Below are 20,293 nucleotides of genomic sequence, written 5' to 3' on the forward strand. Positions count from 1 at the left end.
TCACAAAGTTATAACATTCGAGGCAAATTATTGACTCAAACTGATCTGTAAATCTTCTAAAACAGCGTAATTTGTTGCATCCATTTGAATAGGGGTAACACTTACATAACCGTTTGCAACGGCAAAGAAATCAGATTGAATCTGGCTAGAAACACGTTGCGGATCTGTAACCGCCTCACCTGCTAGTCCAATCCAGTAAACTTGACGGCCTCGTGGATCGACATGACTGGTAATAGGCTTAGATTGAGCACGGCGACCTTGATATGTAATCTGCGCCCCTTTTAACTGCGGTACGTCAGGAATATTGATATTAAAGATATGTCGCGGAGGCAAAGCTGGTAATCCGCTTGCAATAAAATCATGTACCCACTGAGCAGCCTGAGCATAATCTTCTTTATTGTTATAGGCACGCACATCAGGACCTGCTAAAGACACAGCGATTGCAGGTTGTTTCATTAAACGACCTTCAAATGCGGCCCCTACCGTTCCCGAATATAAAACATCATCACCTAAGTTCGCGCCACTATTGATTCCGCTCACGACCAAGTCAAACTCAAAATCAAACAATCCATTCATGGATAAATAAACACAATCTGCTGGTGTACCATTCACTGCCCAAACATCTTCGGCAATTTGAATGGGGCGTAATGGTCGATCCAATGTTAATGCACTTGAGAAACCACTTCTTTCACTTTCTGGCGCAACCACAACCACGCGTCCAAGTGGTCTTAATGCTTCAGCTAAAGCCTGTATACCTGGCGCAAAAACACCGTCATCATTCGCAATTAAAATATTCACTAAAATCTTTCTCTACAAATAAACCTAAAGGTTTTCACAATTGAATTATTTGTTGAATTATATATATTTATGCCTCCATAGCATTATAAAATTGTGAAAAAATGAAAACTTTCGCTCCTTTTTTTCAGGTATTGGGGATCAGTATCACATTGTGTACGCAAGCGGTTTTTGCAGATGAGGATATCTCAACACAAGAGGCTGATAGCTTAATTAAAGATGACATTGCCGCAACGCAAGTTTTGCAGGAAATCTGCCCAGCTTTTGTCGGAACAAATAAAAAACTTGAGTCAAATGCTCAAAAGATTATTGCAATGTATTTAAGTGGTTATTCAAATAAATCAATGACCTTAGCGACTCTACAAAACGATGCTGAATTTAAAACTTTATTAAAAGAAGCACGTCTTGCAGCAAAACAAATGGACCATCATGAACAACATGAGCTCTGTGAAGAGATCGTTAATTATAAAGAATAGATCTTACTCTTTTGTGATATAGAGACTTATTCATTTTGGGTTTTCTGTTTGCCATTAAGCAGAAAACCAACATAACAATACATTTTTTCCATTTTTTTAAACTCTAAATTGGTTAAGCTAACGGCATATTTAGAAATTTTATTTTGGGTTATCGATGTTTATGAAGAAAAGCTTAGTTCAATCGCTCTCTTTGGTTTTACTTATGAGCATGGCAACAGCTGGTTTTGCTGCTGATAAGAAGAAAACAACTGAAAAGAAAACCGAAAATGAAAACGTTGTTGAAGTGACTCCACAACAAGGCACGACTCCTGAAGAATTAGCTGCAATTCAAGTGCTTTCTGAAATTTGTCCAAGTTTGATTGGTAAAAAAGACGCTGATTTTGCTCAAGGCTATGAACGTTTAGTTAAAGACTACCTACCAAATGAAACTGATGCTGTTTCTGCATTAGAAAAACGTAGTAAAGACAAAGCTTTCAAGAAATACTTAAAAGAAGCACGTAGCGATGCGAAAGCTGCTGGTGATGAACAAAACACATTAGTTTGCCAAGACGTGAAAGCATATCAATCGCAAAACTAAATTAGTAAAAAACTCTTGAGTTACAATACTGTTTGAAAAAGCCGACTTCTCCCGTAGAAGTCGGCTTTGCTTTATCCTAAAATGCTAGGCTCTTCTGCTTCATACAAGATATTGGAATTACCTAGAATGACTCGAAAAAGCGCTATTGCTGCACTACTCCTCTTACCAAGTTTTTCTTATGCAGCAACTGTCTTATCAGCTCCGCCAGAATTAAATAATAAGTCTTATGTATTAATGGATTATGAGACAGGCCAAATTCTCGCTTCTAAAAATGAAAACGAAAAGCTTGCACCTGCGTCTATGACAAAAATGATGACCAGTTACATCATTGAACAAAAATTATTAAAAGGTGAACTGACTGAAAATGAGCAGGTTCGTATGAACGAGTCTGCATGGTGTAAAGGAAGTAGCTCTGAATCATGTATGTATGTTCCTTTAAACGGTACAGCGACAGTTCTAGAAATGCTCCGCGGTATTATTATCCAATCAGGTAATGATGCATCAAAAGCAATGGCTGAACATATTGCAGGAAATGAAGGCACGTTTGCTCATATGATGAATCAGGAAGCAAAACGTATCGGCATGGTAAACACCCAGTTTATTAACTCGACTGGTATGCCAGCTGAAGGCCACTATTCAACTGCAAAAGATATGGCTGTGTTAGCACAACATATTATTAAAGACAGCTCAAAATACTACCCAATTTACTCTGAAAAAGAATTTACTTTTAATGGTATTAAACAAGGTAACCGTAATGCCTTGCTTTACACCGACCCAAGTGTAGATGGTTTAAAAACAGGTCATACAGATGAAGCTGGTTACTGCTTAACTACTTCAAGTAAACGCGGTCCAATGCGTTTAATTTCAGTGATTTTTGGTACTCCAAGCATGTCTGAACGTGCAGACCAAACGCGTACATTACTGGCTTGGGGCTTTGCAAACTTTGAAACTGCAAATGTTCAACCAGCCAATCAGGTTCTTGCAAAAGCAAAAGTTTGGTTTGGTAAAGAAGATGAAGTTCAAGTTGGTTTAGCTGAAAACTTTAGTGTGACTATGCCTAAAGGTAAAGCTGATGGCATTAAAACTCAGTTAGTGGTTCAACCTAACTTAAATGCACCACTTCAAAAAGGTCAAGTTGTCGGTAAGCTTGTTGCTAGCCTAGACGGCAAAGTAATTGCTGAAAAGCCGTTAGTTGCATTAAAGCCAGTTGAAGAAGCAGGTTTCTTTGCTCGTTTAATCGACCATATCAAGCAATTCTTCAGCAACTTATTCTAATTTTTGAATAGTTGAATTAAGCACTCATGCTATTTAGCCTGAGTGCTTTTTTATTTTATAATTCGACTAAATTTTATTTTGATACTTCTTATGGCAAAGAACATTCGTCCTTATCTTGAACACCACCCTCAAGTAGATAAAACATGTTATATCGATGAAATGGCTGTTGTGGTTGGTGACGTTAGCTTATCTGAAAATGTTTCTGTCTGGCCTTTTGCAGTCATCCGTGGTGACGTAAATAGTATTCAAATTGGCAAAAACAGTAACGTACAAGACCATTGTATGTTACATGTAAGCCATAAAAATGATGCCAAACCGAATGGCTCACCTCTGATTATTGGTGAAGATGTAACGGTTGGACACCATGTGACTTTACATGGCTGTACCATTGGCAACCGTGTTTTAGTCGGAATCAACACCGTTATTCTAGATGACGTGATTATTGAAGATGATGTGATGATTGGTGCAGGAAGTTTAGTTCCGCCTCGCAAAGTCTTAAAAAGCGGTTATCTCTATGTAGGAAGCCCCGTACAACAAGTGCGACCATTGACTGAAAAAGAACTGGCGTTTCTTCCTTATTCAGCAAGACATTATGTAAAAGTGCAAAATAATCATAAAAATAGTGAAGTCTAACTTTGCTATTTTTAGTTTAATTGATACATATATTGCACTTACAAAAATAAGAAACCTTTGAGAAATAAATAATGAGCTTAGATAATACCCATAATTGCCCTACTGAACATGAGCTAATAAACCAAATCAAAATCAATATTGAAAAATATGGATTACAAGTTATGGGAATTAGTGCAACGAACTATTTACCTTCTTTCAGTTACAGTGTGGGTTTATATGAGAGTTATCAGCATCCTGAAATTATTTGTTTTGGATTACCTACGGATCTAGCTCATCTCATTATTAATGATGTAGCAAACCTAATTAAAAATGGCGAAAAAATTACCTCCTATCAAGATTATGATGATCAGTTTTTTAAAGAAAGTCGTGCTCAGTTTTTACCTGTAGACTTCAGGAATATTGATGATTATTTTGGTGGGGCGTTAAATTATTACCAACATAATAAATTCTCAGCTTTACAATTAGTCTGGACTGATCGCAATGACAAATTTCCTTGGGAAGATGGATATCAAGAAGAGTTTATTTATGATCAGCCTTTACTAGATCGAAATGCTGATTTTAAATTTAGAGAGGCCAAAAATTTAGGGGTTTTCACCACTCGACAGTGTCTGGAGTTCAATCAACCTATTTTAAGAGTTGTACATGATCATGATGGAGATTGGCAATTTTTGACAGGTAATCAAGAACCTGAAGATATTCGTCTTGTCGCCTTAGAACAAATGATATTAAGAGATTCGAGCTTAAATGAAGTTTTTGATCTTGACTACGGCCAAACTGCTGAGAGAGTCTCCATTAATAATTCATGGCAAAGAACAAATCTTGATGAGTAAAAAGATTTATAAAATAATACTCTAATCTATAAAAATCTTATCGTAGCCAAAAACACCTAAATTTCGTATTATACGTCTTTTAAATCATGGTGCTTTTTTATGGCCGCATGGACTCCTCATGTCACTGTTGCTACAGTCGTAGAAAAAGACGGACGCTATCTTTTTGTAGAAGAGCATAGCGAAGGTTTTGTGCACACAGTATTTAACCAACCTGCCGGTCATGTAGAATGTGGTGAGTCATTAACAGAAGCTGCCATTCGAGAAACACTTGAAGAAACAGGCCATCATGTTGAAATTGATGCCTTGCTTGGTATTTATACTTATACCCCGCCAATGTTTCCCGATCGCACTTATTACCGTTTCTGTTTTCTAGCACATGTAACTCAGGTTGAAAGTGATCCTCAACTCGACACAGGTATTATCGCTGCTGTGTGGATGACACCCGATGAACTTAAAGAATCTGCCCGTGCTCGCAGTCCTCTTGTGCTAAAAGCAGTTGAAGATGCTATGAAAGGCCACCATTATCCTTTATCGCTTATTTATGAGCACCCCTTCTCTCCCTCATTAACTTCTCATTTGGATGCCTAGTCCTATGCAACAACGTGTCATCGTCGGTATGTCTGGTGGTGTAGACTCTTCTGTTTCTGCAGCACTTTTACTTCAACAGGGTTATCAAGTTGAAGGTCTTTTCATGAAGAACTGGGAGGAAGACGACGGCACGGAATACTGTACGGCAATGGAAGACTTAGCTGATGCCCAAGCAGTAGCTGATAAAATCGGTATTAAGCTGCATACAGCAAACTTTGCGATGGAATATTGGGATCGAGTGTTTGAACTTTTCCTAGCTGAATATGCTGCTGGTCGTACGCCAAATCCAGATATTTTATGTAATAAAGAAATTAAATTCCGTGCATTTTTAGATCATGCCATGACTTTAGGTGCAGACTTCATCGCAACGGGTCATTACGCACGCCGTGGTGAAACCGCATATAACTCTAAAGGCGAAGCATACGCACCATTATTACGTGGTGTAGATAACAATAAAGACCAAACCTATTTCTTACATGCCGTTCATGGTAGAGAAATTAATAAAACATTATTTCCAGTCGGCGAAATCGAAAAACCTGAAGTTCGCAGAATTGCTGAAGAACTTGATCTTGCTACAGCCAAGAAAAAGGACTCAACAGGAATCTGTTTTATTGGGGAACGTCGTTTTAATGACTTCCTTAAACAATATTTACCCGCTCAGCCTGGGAAAATTGTACTTGATACAGGTAAAGAAGTTGGTGAACATCACGGTCTGATGTACTATACGCTCGGTCAACGTGGTGGAATTGGTCTAGGTGGTTTGAAAGGTGCAGCTGAAGGTGCATGGTTCGTACTACATAAAGATCTTGCCAATAATCGCCTCGTTGTTGGTCAGGGACATGAACACCCACTCATGCAAAGTACTCAACTGTGGAGTGAGTCAATTGACTGGGTAGCTGGTGAACAAAATATTCCAGTTGAGGGATTACGCTGTACAGCTAAAACGCGTTATCGCCAACCTGATCAGGGATGTACAATTTTTATTGATGAAAACACTGAACACGGTGTTCGCGTTGAGTTCGATGAACCTCAGCGTGCTGTTACACCGGGTCAAAGCGTTGTATTTTATTCAGATGAAGTTTGCTTAGGCGGGGGTGTCATTCACCATACAAATGCCCCTACACCAAATTTTATTTAAGGGAATGAATGGCATGGTGGAGTTACCATTTCAACAATCACAAGCCTTGAATGTTCGCCAAAACCGTGCCCTTGCCTTGGCTGGGGTATTTCAGGCCACTCAGCTCACCCATATGACAGCCATGACGGGTCAGCAAAGTATTGGTGAAAGTGGTAACTTCTATTTTGAACTATTAATCAAAGCAAGTTTAAATATTCGCCCTACAGCCAACAATGGTGTTCAAACCTTAGATTTTTTTAATCAGTTGGCAGATATCTCTTTAGGGCTTAAAACACTCGAAAATTGTATTACTCAACCTTTTTCAAACATGCCTAAGTCTCGCCTTCCAAAAATGGGCACGGCCAAACTGCCAATGTCCTACGCGATGTCGCTCTTACAGCTAGAAAAAAAGGTTTATAGTAACCCTGAATATGTCGCAATCATTGAAAAAGCTCAGCAGAAAATTTTAAAACAGCTTTCTTTTTTTGATAATAACTACTTACACCCGAGCATTTTAGCTAATTTGGCGCAAACTTATGTTGATACGGCTGGCCAGATTAACCCACGCATTTTAGTTCGTGGTAATGCAGAAGCATTTAAAGATACCAACCATACTAACCGCATCCGTGCTTGTCTGTTTACTGGCTTACAAATGGCCCATTTATGGCGACAACTCGGCGGTAGTTCATGGAACATGATTTTTAGCAAACGTAAATTGCTACAGGATATTCAAGCACTTGCTCGTTTACAGTACCAAGTCGTTTAAGACTATAAACGAGATTTTTTTAGTTTTATGTTTATTCCAACATTAAGGAATCGTTATGAACGCTTTAACCGCACTATCACCATTAGATGGACGTTATGCCAGCAAATGTGATGCGCTACGCCCTTTTCTTTCTGAGTTTGGTTTAATCCATGCTCGTGTCACTGTAGAAGTGCGTTGGTTACAAGCACTTTCTAACCGTCCAGAAATTGTTGAAGTTGCACCTTTTTCAAACGAAACAAATGCAGCTTTAGATGCAATTGTTAGCAACTTCTCTGAAGAAGATGCAAATCGTATTAAAGAGATTGAACGTACGACTAACCATGACGTTAAAGCAGTTGAGTATTTCTTAAAAGAGAAAATTGCCGGTATCGCAGAATTACAAAATGCGGGTGAATTCATTCACTTTGCATGTACTTCTGAAGACATCAACAACTTGTCTCACGCGCTTATGCTTAAAAATGGTCGTGAAGTTTTAGTATCAAGCATGAAGCAAATCCTGAATGCGATCTCTGCTTTGGCAACGACTCACGCTGAACAACCAATGTTGTCTCGTACACACGGTCAAACTGCTAGCCCAACAACTTTGGGTAAAGAAATGGCGAACGTGGCATACCGTTTAGCTCGTCAAATCAAACAATTTGAAAACGTTGAGTTACTTGGCAAAATCAATGGTGCTGTAGGTAACTACAATGCTCACCTTTCTGCTTATCCAGATGTTGATTGGGCTGCTCACGCACAAGCTTTTGTTGAATCTTTAGGTTTAGCATTCAACCCTTATACAACTCAAATCGAACCACATGACTACATGGCAGAGTTGTTTGATGCGTTACGTCGTTTCAATACGATTTTAATCGACTTTAACCGTGACGTATGGGGTTACATCTCTTTAGGTTATTTCAAACAAAAATTGAAAGAAGGCGAAGTTGGTTCATCAACAATGCCACACAAAGTTAACCCAATTGACTTTGAAAACTCTGAAGGTAACTTAGGTATTGCAAATGCAGTATTGGCTCACTTAGGTGAAAAATTACCAATTTCACGCTGGCAGCGTGATTTAACTGACTCAACTGTATTACGTAATATGGGTGTTGGTTTTGCACAAAGCTTAATTGCTTTCGATGCGTGCTTAAAAGGTGTTGGTAAACTTGAGTTAAATGCAAACCGTTTAAATGAAGATTTAGACCAAGCTCAAGAAGTTTTAGCTGAACCAATTCAAACTGTAATGCGTCGCTACAATATTGAAAAACCATACGAAAAATTAAAAGCATTAACTCGTGGTCAAGCAATGACGCGTGACATGATGGTTAATTTCGTAAATGGTGAAGAGCTTTCTCAAGTACCAAGCGAAGAACGTGCGCGCTTAGCTGAACTTACGCCTGCAACTTACACAGGTAATGCAGCTGAACAAGCGAAACAAATTAACGATTTAATTAGCAAAATCTAATTAAAAAGTTTACAAAAAGCGGAGCTTAGGCTTCGCTTTTTTATTACACTCATATAAATCACAATAAAGACTTCATAAAATGATCGAAAAACAATTCAAACTTAAACACTATATTGCTCTTGGCTTGCTTTTGATTGCGATTGTCATTTCAGCTATTCAGCCTCTTGAATTTGAAGCCTATTTACTTCATCAAGCGGGCACAGTGTTTATGTTGATTTTGCTCTTTGTTATTTTTAAGAAGATTGGACTCGATTTTTTAAGTTTTACTTTCTATCTGCTGTTTTTGCTCATCCATATTGTTGGCGCACATTACCTTTATTCATACGTTCCATACAATGATTGGATACAACAGGTATTCAATTTTAATTTAGATCAATACATGGGTTGGTCCCGTAATATGTATGATCGTTTGGTTCATCTTGCCTATGGTATTTTTCTCTACCCTCTTACTTATCGCGTGTTTCAAGTGTGGTTACCATCAGTAAAGCCATTCAGTCTTTTTTTATTAGTAGTTCAATTTGTAATGGCATCAAGTGTTTTATATGAACTTATTGAATGGGCAATTGCTATTGGATTATCTCCCGAAGAAGCCGAAAATTATAATGGGCAACAAGGCGATATGTGGGATGCCCATAAAGATATGCTGTTAGCGACTATTGGGGCAATTTTCTATGGACTTCTTGCACTGATGCTTCCATCTAAAACAAATAACTCATAAATAAAAAAGCGCTCAATGGGCGCTTTTTTTAAGATCACTTTAGACAACAGGATAAGTTTGTTCTAAAAGGCTTTGTAAAACTGAAGAAGTTGTATCAGGTAAAACATGCTCAAGATTGGCAGTGATATTACTAGCGTTCGTAGTTATATCACTCTGATCATTTACCTGAGTAGGCTTTAATGCCGCTGAAGACAAAAGAGTTTCAATTGGGTCTGGTTCACTAGACGTAGAGCTTTTTAACAAATCATCTATTGGCACAGATTTCTGCTGCTGGCTATCCGTTTCATTTGTTGTGCTTTGTACTAACTTTAATGTATTTAACCCAGCACTATCAGCAACAGATACAGTTTCTGTATGAGCAGTATCAACAGCTACCTCACTTAAACTTGTAACCTTTGGAGCGACCACATAAAACGTAAATGGTGAACTCACTTCACTTGTAAGGCCTGCTGCATCTGTTTGAGTTAAAGTAATCGTATGTTTACCAATTGCTAAGTCTTTATCGAGTGTAAAGCTCCATGATCGACTACTACTTACATTTACAATCCCAATAGCAACACCATTATCATAAATGGTTAAAGTTGCATTTGCCTCACCTGAGCCTGTCAGCTTTGGTCTTGCATCGTCAGTTTCTGAACCAGCAGTAATCGCACCTTTTAGAGCACCAACATCATCATCCACACTGTTTAAAACAGGTTTTGCAGGTGGTGTTGTGTCCTTAGTACCAATAATATCAAGAACCTCAGATTTATTTCCTGCACTATCAATAGCCGCAACTGAAGCATGTTTGTTATCAGTTAAAGCAGGCGAAATCGTAATTGTAAATTTTCCATTTGCATCTGCCGTTCCCGTACCAATGACCTTACCTGTCGTATCTTTAATTTCAACTTTTGCATTTGCTTCGGTTGTACCTGTTACGGTTGTTCCATCAGCATTAATTTGAGCAACAGGTTTATCAGGTGCAATAGAGTCATAACTTGGAGAAACTTCTAAAGGTTTAGAGGTATTACCTGCTGCATCTTCAACAACAACTGTTGCCTTTTGTGACTCTTTTAATGCTGGAGAAAGCGTAATTTGAAATTCGCCTTGAGCGTTTGCAGTACCCGTACCAATTACTTTACCATCAGCATCTTTTATCTGAACTTTTGCATTAGGCTCAGTTTGTCCTTCGACCGTGGTACCTTCTTTATTGACTTCAACTAAAGGTACATCCGGAGCGAAAGTATCCTTTCCGGCAATAATTTTAGTTGGTTCAGATTTATTGCCTGCAGCATCTTCAGCTATAACTTTTCCACCCGCGTCACTCGTCAATGGAGGAGTAAGCTTTAAAGAAAAAATACCATCTTTATTTGCAGTTACAGTGCCTAGTACATTATCACTAGCATCATAAACAGTGATTTTTGCATTTGCTTCAGTTTTACCAGTTACCAATGAGCCATCATCACTCAGCTGAGTCTGGGGAGCATCTGGAGCAATTGTATCTTTCGTACCTGTAATAGAATAAGCACTAGACTCTTTACCACCTTCACTTTGAGCTGAAACATTTAATTTATTTCCATCTGTCAAAGGTTTATCGAGCTTAATCGTAAAATTACCACTTGCATCTGCGTTACCTGAAGCAATTACATTTCCACTTAAATCTTTAATATAAATTTTTGCATTAGCTTCGGCTTTACCAGTGACCGTAACCGCATCATCTGCAAGTTTTACTTCTGTTGGTTTCGCAGTGGTTGGAACATTAACAGGCGAGTCATCTTTGTCATCATTATCAAAAGCCCAAAGATATAAACCTTCAGCGGCTAAAACCGCTAAACCTGCTTTTAGCACGTTACCCATCGAAAAAGTTGGGGAATCATCAACCGCCATTGTTGAGGCTGGTTGGCTCGTGCTGGTATAGGCTAAATCTGTGACATGGTTTAAACCTGTATAGTCGATTACCTTGCCCTGAGCATCAAATCGTGCTTCAACAAATTTTCCATGTTCAGTCGGAAGAACAAGTGAATGTTCTGTTGTATTCGTTGCTTCATTAAAGAAATTTTCTAAGACAATAGTCTCTCCATTTTTTAAATGGACGACTAGACTTCCACCTTGTTTTTCCACCGATGCTATATCTTTTTGACTTACGCCAATTTGAATAATAGAAGGTTTACTTAACACTACCTTATTGAGCTGACCATCTTGCAGAACGTCCAAACCCTCTTTGGATGCTACAATTATTCTTGTCATTATTTCCTGTCCTAAATTTCAGTTATATTTTTAAATGTCTAACTTTTTAAATATTTCATTTAAAAGCTATTTTATTGCTGTTTAAAATATCAAAACCATGTGTTTATCACAATTCAAAAATTATATTTATCAATATTTATTTTTTACTTTCCATTAAAAATCTAAGCGTATTTAATAAGACAATTTTGAATATTAACTTTATAAAAAAACCAGCATTTAAGCTGGTCTTTTATAACATTTGAATTAGATAAACTTATAGTTTTGGATCACGTACCTGTACAAGCGTCGTGTTCGCTTTTGCTAGGCTTTCCATGACTTTGCTCATTACAGTAGGAATCAAACTATCTGCCATTTGCGCTGCTTGTAAACCCAGCTTTTCACCTAAAGTCGCTTTCTTACGTGTATTAATGACATACACATCATGTTGCGGCAATAAAGCTAATAAGTACTCATCAGATGTTTGTAATTTATCAACAAGGTTCAAATCTAGAGCATCTTCACCATACCAATGCTCACCTGTCGCTACCTTATCAACATTAAGCTGTGGGCGATATTTTTCTACAAAGTGCTTAAATAAGACATGAGTTTGTTGCAACTCTTCTTCGAACTTCGCTTTACCTTCAGGCGTATTTTCACCAAACATAGTTACAGTACGCTTATACTGCCCTGCTGTGTAAAGCTCAAAATCCACATTGTGTTCTTTTAAAAGGCGATTAAAGTTTGGAACTTGAGCAACCACACCAATTGAACCCACAATAGCAAACGGCGCTGCAATAATTTCATTTGCAATACATGCCATCATATAGCCACCACTTGCAGCGACTTTATCAACACAAATTGTTAAATGAAAACCTGCATCGCGTAAACGCACCAACTGAGCTGCTGCTAGACCATAACCATGCACCATACCACCTGGGCTTTCAAGACGAACTACAATACGATCACGTCCTGCTTTAGCAGTTGCTAAAATCAGGGTAATTTCTTCACGCAAGTTTTCAACTGCCGAAGCTTGAATATCACCTTTGAAATCTAAAACAAAAATCTTCTGATTATTTTTACGGCGAATTTTAGCTTCTTTAGCAAGTTGTTGAGCTAATTGTAAAAGTTCTAAACGGCTTGCCGTAGTTTGCGCAATTTTTTTTCTCTGTTCATTGACACGTGCATTTAAATGGCTGACACGTATTTCCGCAGGGAGTTTAGGCAAATGGAATAACATAAAATTCTAAGCTCATAAGTTTATCTTTATAGCCTTAAGATGTGGTCCTTTTGATTAAAATTCAATAGCGATTTTGCAAAATAGAGTCATTTTCATTTATAAAATAAAAAAAAGAGCACGTGGCTCTTTTTCTTTTATTGTTTATTAATCAACCGAAGCGACCAGTAATATACGCTTCCGTTAACTGATGGTCAGGCTGAGTAAAGACTTTTTCAGTTGAGTTGACTTCAATCAAGTCACCTAAATGGAAATAAGCAGTACGATCAGAAACACGTGCCGCTTGTTGCATTGAGTGAGTCACAATCACAATTGTGTATTGATTCGACAATTCAGAAATAAGTTCTTCTACTTTTGCTGTTGCAATTGGATCGAGTGCAGAACACGGCTCATCCATTAAAATCACTTCAGGACTAACAGCAATGGTACGTGCAATACATAAACGTTGTTGCTGACCACCTGATAAACCTGTACCAGGCTGGTTCAAACGGTCTTTAACCTCATCCCACAAACCAGCTTTACGTAAGCTATTTTCAACAATTTCCTCAAGGTCATATTTATCACGCGCTAAACCGTGAAGTTTAGGCCCATAAGCCACGTTGTCAAAAATAGATTTAGGGAATGGGTTTGGCTTTTGGAACACCATACCAACCTGAGCACGCAATAATACAACGTCTAGATTTGGGTCATAAATATTGTGGTTATCAAGGGTAATTTTACCTGTTACGCGGCAACCATCAATCGTATCGTTCATACGGTTTAACGTACGAAGAAACGTCGATTTACCACAACCTGAAGGACCAATAAATGCGATCACTTCATTTTGATAAATATCTAGGTCAATACCTTTGATGGCTTCAAAATCACCATAATAAACATGGGCATCTTGTGCACTAATTTTAATTTCGTTTGAGTTCTGCTTTTTTGAAGTATGTGGTTCAAAATGCGAAACATACGAAGTGCCATGATTCAGCGATTTATCTGTAAATTGAGATTGTTCAGTATTCACTAACTTATCCTTTTCTAAGGAATTCGTAATATCAATAGTATTCATGATTTATCCTCTATTACCAACGCACTTCGAACTTTTTACGTAACCAAATTGCAAGACTGTTTAAACCAATCATTAATGCAAGTAGTACGATAATCGCAGCAGCAGTACGGCCTTCGAAGAAGTTACGCAACTCATTACCCTGCCATAAATAAACCTGTACAGGTAAAGCAGTTGCTTGATCAAATGGAGTTGCTGGAATACTTGCAACGAATGCACTCATTCCAATTAAAAGTAAAGGTGCGGTTTCACCAAGCGCATGTGCAACACCAATAATTGCACCTGTCATAATGCCTGGTAATGCCAACGGTAAAACGTGATGGAAAATCGTTTGGAACTTAGAAGCTCCCAAACCAAGTGCCGCTTGTCGAATAGAAGGTGGCACTGCTTTTAATGAAGCACGCGTGGTAATAATCACTGTTGGCAGTGTCATTAAGCTTAAAACCAAACCACCCACCAACGGAGCTGATAAAGGCAAATGCATCCAGCCAATGAAAATCGCAGCACCAAGTAGACCAAATACAATTGAAGGAACAGCAGCAAGGTTATTGATGTTAACTTCAATAATATCGGTAAGAACATTTTTTGGAGCAAACTCTTCGAGATAAATTGCGCTGGCAACACCAATTGGGATCGCAATGATAATCACGATTAGCATCATGAATAATGAACCCATGAATGCACCTGCAAGACCACTAATTGCTGGAGAACTACGAGAGTCAGGATTCTTAAATAAGTTCAAGTTAAAAGTACTTTCAAGAACACCTTTCGCCTTTAATTCATCTGCAAGCTTACGCACTTCTGGATCGAGTTGTTGCTGATCATCTGGTAAGGAACGGTCAATATTACCTTTTAACCAAACATCGACGTTCGCATCACCTAAGAAGGTAATATTTTCTTTTTTACCAATGAGTGATGGATCTGCAAAAACCATATCACGTAGACGATAAGCTTCCGAGCTTGCATATAAGCTGCTCAAGTAGTCACGTTGTGATGCAAGTGCAGGATCTTTAGCAATCATTCCATTTACAATGATGCCATCCCAATCGACCATACCCATTTTAGTTTGCCAATCAACATAACGTTCTTGGTAATGTGCAGGTGTTTCACCTTGAGTACGTACAGGTACTGGTCCCGCATCAATCACTTTAGGGTCAAAGTAAATTGGAACATTCATACTAGTTTGCCAAAAAGCAGGTAAACCTTTTGCCAAGATACTACCGAACAAGAGAGCAACGAATGCAAGACCAATAATGACTGCCGAGAAACCCGCAAAACGGAAAGCTTTTTCTTTGCGATGACGTTTAGCCAAAGATTTTTCAATAACCTGTTTACGTCGTTCACGTGTTTCGGCAGCAGTTTTCGGATCAAATACGTTCTGATCCATAGGAGACGATGTATTTGATGTACTCATTCGTATTGCTCACGGTATTTACGCACAATGTACAGTGCTACAATATTTAATCCCAAGGTAATAACAAATAGTGTTAAACCTAGCGCGAATGCAACCAATGCTTGTGGACTTGAGAAGTCTGTATCTCCAGTCAACTGTTTTACAATAGTTACTGTCACTGTCGAAACAGCTTCAAATGGATTTGCGTGTAAAAGTGGACTGTTCCCTGCTGCTAAAACCACAATCATGGTTTCCCCAACGGCGCGAGAGACTGCCAATAAGAAAGCACCTGTAATACCAGGTAAAGCTGCCGGTAATACAACTTGACGGATTGTTTCAGACTTAGTCGCACCAAGTCCTAAAGAACCGTCACGTAGTGCACGCGGGACTTGAGTAATAATGTCATCTGACAAAGATGAAACAAACGGGATAATCATAATCCCCATTACAAAGCCAGCAGTTAAAGCACTCGTCGCATTAATCTCTAAACCAACATATGCACCCGCTGCTTTAAAGAATGGTCCAATAATCATCATGGCAAATACACCATAAACAATTGTTGGAATACCAGCTAAGACTTCAATTGTTGGTTTTGCCCATGAGCGGAACCATGGTGAAGCATATTCAGCTAAATAAATTGCGATCATTAATCCAACTGGTACAGCAACGAGTAGAGCGATACCACTGACCATGAGCGTACCCCATAGCAATGGTAATAAACCATAACTGCCTTCAGCATTACCAGAAGTACTAAAGCCAGGATTCCATTCTGTACCAAAGAAAAAGTCCATTGGACTGACAAAACGGAAGAAGTGCATTGCTTCGCCAAACATCGACATTACGATACCGATGGTTGTCAAAATCGCAACACCAGAACATAAAATCAAACCAACATTAATGGCACGTTCAACTTGGTTACGAGCACGATATTGTTGGCTGATTTTTTTCTTTGCCCAAACCAAACCCAATAAAGCAGCACAAATTACAACAGCAAATTTGGCAAAAGAGCCAATGGTTTGAAATTTTGCAAACTGTTGAGCAGCAGCTAATTCGTAGGCTGCCGGTTTATCGCTCACCCCAAAACCTGAAGCAATTGATTGAACACGATCAACCAATACACTTCTACCCGCTTCATCAAGAGAAGCACTTACAGACGCCGGAATATTATTAAAAATAATATGATTTAAAATACTTGGTTCAACCAAGTTCCAAATGATCAAAATTAAAAAAGCAGGGATACCGCACCAAAGACCAACCAGTGCGCCATAATAACCAGGACGAGAATGTAACGTCGCCGAGTTGCTTCCCTTACCTGCTATGTTACGGCTCTTTCTCAGCCCAAGTTGATATGCAATTGCCACGAGGGCTAACAACACACCGATAAGTAGCAGATTCATGTACTCTCCACTGTTTTCTCAATTGTCATAATTTGGAAAAACAAGTTAGACAAAAAGGCTGATGAACTCTTAAGATCACCAGCCTTCATTCAAACTAACTTATTTAACAGTTTTACCTGCTTTAAAGTCAGCCAAAACTTTTGCACGTTCAGCATCAGACATCGCGATTAAACCATCACGTTCAGCTTTAGAACCTTTACCAGTTGCTTTCTTGCTTACGAAATATTCTACATATTGCGGTAAGCCTTTAACTGATTTTAAGTGTTCGCCTTTCACGTAGAAGTACAATGGGCGAGATACAGGATATGTACCATTCAATACTGTCTTCTCAGATGGAACAACGTTGTTTACTGTTGCCACACGTAACTTGTCACGGTTCATGTCATAGAAACTTAAACCAAACACGCCTACTGCGCTTGGAGAAGTCTTTAAGCGAGCCAATGTTTCTGTATAGTCGCCAGCGATTTCAATTACACGGCCATCTTTACGGAAAGTAGAACATGCTTTCTTCTGAGCATCTTTATCTAAGCTCTTGAAGTATTCATATGCTTCACAACCAGCTTCAACCATTTTCTCTTGGAAAACTTCACGAGTACCGTGGTTAGATGCAGGGATTACAAGTGTAATCGGTTCATTTGGAAGTGTTTTGTCAATTTGATTCCAGTTTGTATATGGGTTTGGAACCAATTTACCTTTTGATGGTAACTGTGCAGCTAAAGCAGCAAACACATGGTAAGGTTTTAATTTATAAGCTGCTTTGTGTGAGTTAGACGCGAATACAATACCGTCATAACCGATTTTGATTTCTTGAATTTGTTTTACACCAGCTTTATTACAAGCTTCGATTTCAGTGCTTTTAATTTTACGAGAAGCGTTAGCAACGTCGATCGTGTTATCGCCAACACCTTGACAGAATTGTTTCAAACCAGCAGAAGAACCGCCAGAACCAACTACAGGAGTTTTAAATTGAGGGAAAGTATTACCAAACTCTTCAGCTACAACGCTGGCAAATGGTAATACAGTTGAAGAACCAGCAATTTGAATCGTATCACGAGCTGCATTTGCAGTCGTTGTTACAGCTGCCCCAGTTACTGCTAACGCAATTGCGATTTGACGTGGATTTAAGCGCATTCTGTTCTCTCTCATTAATGCAATAGGTTGTACGTCACTTTTTGTTGAGTGCTTGTACGCTCTTCGATAGCTGCATTGTGAATAGAAAATATGACAATTAAGTTACAGTATGATGACGCTTTAATGATTTCGATATTGTTAACTGTCACATTAATATTTTTTATGTACTATCAATTAGTTATTTTAAATATAGAGATTATTTTATCCTCTCTATCAATCTATATTATGACATTATCTAAAAATATTAAATTTTTATTTTTTATAAAATATAAAAACAAAAGGTATTATAAATATATTAAAAAACGGTAATTTAGTGATTTATTAATTTTATTATTTAAATATTTTCTGTCATTAAAATTATTATTAAAAATTTCTAGAAAAAAACAATTTCTTTGTAACATGAAAATAATATGACAAGAGATAAAGGGTTACCAACCTTAAGGCTGATAACCGCAATATCATTGTCAATTTAAAGGATCAATTCGATTGTACTTCTGGCAGAACAACCATTTTTTTACGATATTTTAAGAAGTACATCACAGCTAAAACAGCAAGCCAGATTGGTCCTAAAATAACTGCCAATCTCATATCTGGAGTCATTGCCATAATAATAAGAATAAAGCATACAAAGCTAATGGTTAAATAATTACTCCAAGGACTCATAATACTTTGGAATTTAGTTTGGCGTCTTTGCAATTTCATTGCTTTAGTAAATTTCAAATGCGTCACTGAAATCATGAGCCAGTTAATGACAAGTGCAGCCACCACAAGCATCATGAAGAGCTGAAAAGCTTGACCAGGAATCAGATAATTCACGACCACACATATTGCTGTAATAGATGCAGAAACAACTGCTGCTGGAACCGGAATACCGCGACTGTTTACTTTTTTCAAAAGTGCAGGAGCATTACCCTGCTCTGCCAAACCATGCAACATACGGCTATTACAATAGATACAACTGTTATAAACTGAAATAGCAGCAATCAAGACCACAAAGTTCAGAACGTTCGCAACACCGTTACTATTGAGTGACTGGAAAATCATAACAAATGGACTACCGCCTTCTGCCACCATGTTCCATGGATAAAGACATAAAAGAATACCGATTGCACCGATATAAAAAATTAAAATACGGTACACAATCTGATTTACTGCTTTAGGAATAGTGGTTTCGGGTTTCTTCGTTTCTGCCGCTGCAATACCAATTAATTCCAAGCCACCAAATGCAAACATAATGACAGCTAAAGCCATGACAAAACCGTGAATCCCGTGCGGGAAGAAACCACCGTGTTGCCATAAATTTGCAACACCCGCTTGCGGACCTGCTGAGCCTGAAAGTAAAAGATAAGCTCCGAAACCAATCATACTTAAAATGGCAACAATTTTAATGCAGGAAAATAAGAACTCGGATTCCCCAAAAAAGCGGACATTTACCAAGTTAATGCCGTTAATTAAAATAAAGAAAAATAAAGCAGTCAGCCATGTCGGAATTTCAGGCCACCAAAACTGTATAAATGTCCCAATCGCACTCAATTCAGCCATACTGACGAGTACATATAATACCCAATAGTTCCAGCCAGACATAAAACCCGCCATTTTGCCCCAATATTTGTTCGCAAAATAACTAAAAGAACCACTGACCGGCTCTTCAACAACCATTTCACCTAAATGGCGCATAATTAAAAAGGCAATAATTCCTGCAATTGCATATCCTAATAAAATTGAAGGACCAGCCAATTTAATTGTTTGTGAAAGACCTAAGAATAATCCTGTACCAATCGCCCCTCCGAGTGCGATGAGTTGAATATGCCGATTGGATAAGCCTTGTTTTAACTCGTGCTTATTGTTTGCATCCATAACATTATCTCCAATGTTGGTGTCACTTCCTGTACACCTTTATTCAGCACCATATCCGAAGGCCAGAACCCGACCTTCGGAAATAAGTAGCTTTAATATGAGTCCATTTAATTTTTGAGAAGACTTGTCCTGTCTTCTATTTAAAAAGAGATTGCATCCTTACATTTAATCGGTTGGGAACGCTCCTTTAAAATTTCGTAACCGCGATCACCGTAGTCAAAACGAGCAATCACAGAAGCAAATTTTTTCAAACTTACCGGCGCATCCATTGCTGGTAGTTTTAATTCAATGAAAGTTAACTGATCATTTTGCTGAACATTGTCTAAAACGCTCTTGAGCTGGCCAGCAGTTTCAACAACATAAGTTGTATGGCCTTTTTTACCGTTAAATACCGCTGGAATTTCAGTGTATTTCCAGTTTTGCACGTCGTTATAAGCAGCGTTTTCACCCATAATTAGGCGCTCAATGGTGTAGCCGCCATTGTTCAGCAAGAAAATGATTGGTTTTAAACCGTGACGGATAATTGTAGAAAGCTCTTGTACCGTAAGCTGGAAAGAACCATCGCCAATAAATAAAATTTGACGGCGCTCAGGAGCAGCTAACAAACTACCAAGCAAAGCCGGTAAGGTGTAACCAATAGAACCCCAAAGCGGCTGAGCAATATATTTAGCTGTGGCAGGGAGCTTTATTCCTGACAAAGCAGAGTTTGATGTTCCCACTTCACCAATAATCACATCATCTTCTTTTAAAAACCCTGAAATGTAGTTCCAAAGCACATCTTGGCTTAACTTTTGTTGAGCTGGAGC

The 20,293-nt window shown here is 38.3% G+C and carries 19 protein-coding genes; 10 read left to right on the forward strand and 9 right to left on the reverse strand.

Translation table 11 applies throughout. The annotated features are described in order from the left end of the window. Nucleotides 1-27: 27 nt before the first annotated feature. On the reverse strand, nucleotides 28-798 hold the full coding sequence (surE, locus tag J536_RS12485) for a 5'/3'-nucleotidase SurE (protein WP_032055287.1): 771 nt from the start codon (nucleotides 796-798) through the stop codon (nucleotides 28-30). 101 nt (nucleotides 799-899) lie between these two features. Here surE and J536_RS12490 point away from each other — a divergent pair, with 101 nt between their 5' ends. The 10 genes from J536_RS12490 to J536_RS12535 all read left to right on the forward strand — a co-directional run bounded on the left by J536_RS12490 (nucleotide 900) and on the right by J536_RS12535 (nucleotide 9,219). Further along, on the forward strand, nucleotides 900-1,271 hold the full coding sequence (locus J536_RS12490) for an MCR_0457 family protein (protein WP_032063056.1): 372 nt from the start codon (nucleotides 900-902) through the stop codon (nucleotides 1,269-1,271). Between the two features lie 154 nt (nucleotides 1,272-1,425). Next, nucleotides 1,426-1,848, forward strand: a complete 423-nt coding sequence (locus tag J536_RS12495; protein WP_002118406.1) for an MCR_0457 family protein — start codon at nucleotides 1,426-1,428, stop codon at nucleotides 1,846-1,848. Between the two features lie 126 nt (nucleotides 1,849-1,974). Next, a complete protein-coding gene (gene dacC, locus J536_RS12500; RefSeq protein WP_002118558.1) occupies nucleotides 1,975-3,123 on the forward strand; it encodes a D-alanyl-D-alanine carboxypeptidase PBP5/6 in 1,149 nt (382 codons plus the stop codon). Between the two features lie 90 nt (nucleotides 3,124-3,213). Continuing rightward, nucleotides 3,214-3,756, forward strand: coding sequence for a gamma carbonic anhydrase family protein (locus J536_RS12505; protein WP_032035857.1), 543 nt, complete (start codon nucleotides 3,214-3,216; stop codon nucleotides 3,754-3,756). Between the two features lie 71 nt (nucleotides 3,757-3,827). Beyond that, a complete protein-coding gene (locus J536_RS12510; protein WP_032063057.1) occupies nucleotides 3,828-4,586 on the forward strand; it encodes a DUF4262 domain-containing protein in 759 nt (252 codons plus the stop codon). A gap of 99 nt (nucleotides 4,587-4,685) precedes the next feature. After that, nucleotides 4,686-5,174: an NUDIX hydrolase gene (locus J536_RS12515; RefSeq protein WP_032063058.1), complete on the forward strand. Its 489-nt coding sequence runs from the start codon at nucleotides 4,686-4,688 to the stop codon at nucleotides 5,172-5,174. Nucleotides 5,175-5,178: 4 nt separating this feature from the next. Beyond that, entirely contained in the window at nucleotides 5,179-6,312 is a 1,134-nt protein-coding gene (gene mnmA / locus J536_RS12520) for a tRNA 2-thiouridine(34) synthase MnmA (RefSeq protein ID WP_032035860.1), read from the forward strand. 13 nt (nucleotides 6,313-6,325) lie between these two features. Beyond that, complete coding sequence (gene hflD / locus J536_RS12525; RefSeq protein ID WP_002118587.1) at nucleotides 6,326-7,057, forward strand: high frequency lysogenization protein HflD; 732 nt, start codon at nucleotides 6,326-6,328, stop codon at nucleotides 7,055-7,057. A 55-nt stretch (nucleotides 7,058-7,112) separates the two neighbouring features. Further along, nucleotides 7,113-8,501 carry an adenylosuccinate lyase gene (gene purB, locus J536_RS12530; protein WP_032063059.1) on the forward strand — a complete coding sequence of 463 codons (1,389 nt, stop codon included), beginning with the start codon at nucleotides 7,113-7,115 and terminating at the stop codon, nucleotides 8,499-8,501. Between the two features lie 79 nt (nucleotides 8,502-8,580). After that, on the forward strand, nucleotides 8,581-9,219 hold the full coding sequence (locus J536_RS12535) for a DUF2238 domain-containing protein (RefSeq protein WP_017387269.1): 639 nt from the start codon (nucleotides 8,581-8,583) through the stop codon (nucleotides 9,217-9,219). Between the two features lie 39 nt (nucleotides 9,220-9,258). On the opposite strand, the gene blp2 is transcribed toward J536_RS12535, so the two are convergent. The 8 genes from blp2 to J536_RS12575 form a co-directional block, all read right to left on the reverse strand. Next, complete coding sequence (blp2, locus tag J536_RS12540) at nucleotides 9,259-11,445, reverse strand: Ig-like repeat protein Blp2 (RefSeq protein ID WP_032063060.1); 2,187 nt, start codon at nucleotides 11,443-11,445, stop codon at nucleotides 9,259-9,261. A gap of 253 nt (nucleotides 11,446-11,698) precedes the next feature. Beyond that, nucleotides 11,699-12,661, reverse strand: coding sequence for a protease SohB (sohB, locus tag J536_RS12545; protein ID WP_002118820.1), 963 nt, complete (start codon nucleotides 12,659-12,661; stop codon nucleotides 11,699-11,701). Nucleotides 12,662-12,809: 148 nt separating this feature from the next. Next, nucleotides 12,810-13,712 (reverse strand): phosphate ABC transporter ATP-binding protein PstB, encoded by a 903-nt coding sequence (gene pstB, locus J536_RS12550; RefSeq protein ID WP_005067963.1) that lies wholly within the window; start codon nucleotides 13,710-13,712, stop codon nucleotides 12,810-12,812. A gap of 13 nt (nucleotides 13,713-13,725) precedes the next feature. Further along, nucleotides 13,726-15,123, reverse strand: a complete 1,398-nt coding sequence (gene pstA / locus J536_RS12555) for a phosphate ABC transporter permease PstA (protein WP_005073268.1) — start codon at nucleotides 15,121-15,123, stop codon at nucleotides 13,726-13,728. Then, nucleotides 15,120-16,499, reverse strand: coding sequence for a phosphate ABC transporter permease subunit PstC (pstC, locus tag J536_RS12560; protein WP_002119004.1), 1,380 nt, complete (start codon nucleotides 16,497-16,499; stop codon nucleotides 15,120-15,122). The genes pstA and pstC overlap by 4 nt, the downstream gene beginning before the upstream one ends. Before the next feature lie 99 nt (nucleotides 16,500-16,598). Beyond that, nucleotides 16,599-17,630 (reverse strand): substrate-binding domain-containing protein, encoded by a 1,032-nt coding sequence (locus tag J536_RS12565; protein WP_002118975.1) that lies wholly within the window; start codon nucleotides 17,628-17,630, stop codon nucleotides 16,599-16,601. Nucleotides 17,631-18,107: 477 nt separating this feature from the next. Continuing rightward, entirely contained in the window at nucleotides 18,108-19,487 is a 1,380-nt protein-coding gene (locus tag J536_RS12570) for an amino acid permease (protein WP_032063061.1), read from the reverse strand. A gap of 140 nt (nucleotides 19,488-19,627) precedes the next feature. After that, nucleotides 19,628-20,293 (reverse strand): thiamine pyrophosphate-dependent enzyme (locus tag J536_RS12575; protein WP_032063062.1); only part of this gene is annotated, 666 nt, incomplete at its 5' end.

This window comes from Acinetobacter sp. 809848 (assembly GCF_000581275.1).
GTDB classification, from domain to species: Bacteria; Pseudomonadota; Gammaproteobacteria; order Pseudomonadales; family Moraxellaceae; genus Acinetobacter; species Acinetobacter pittii.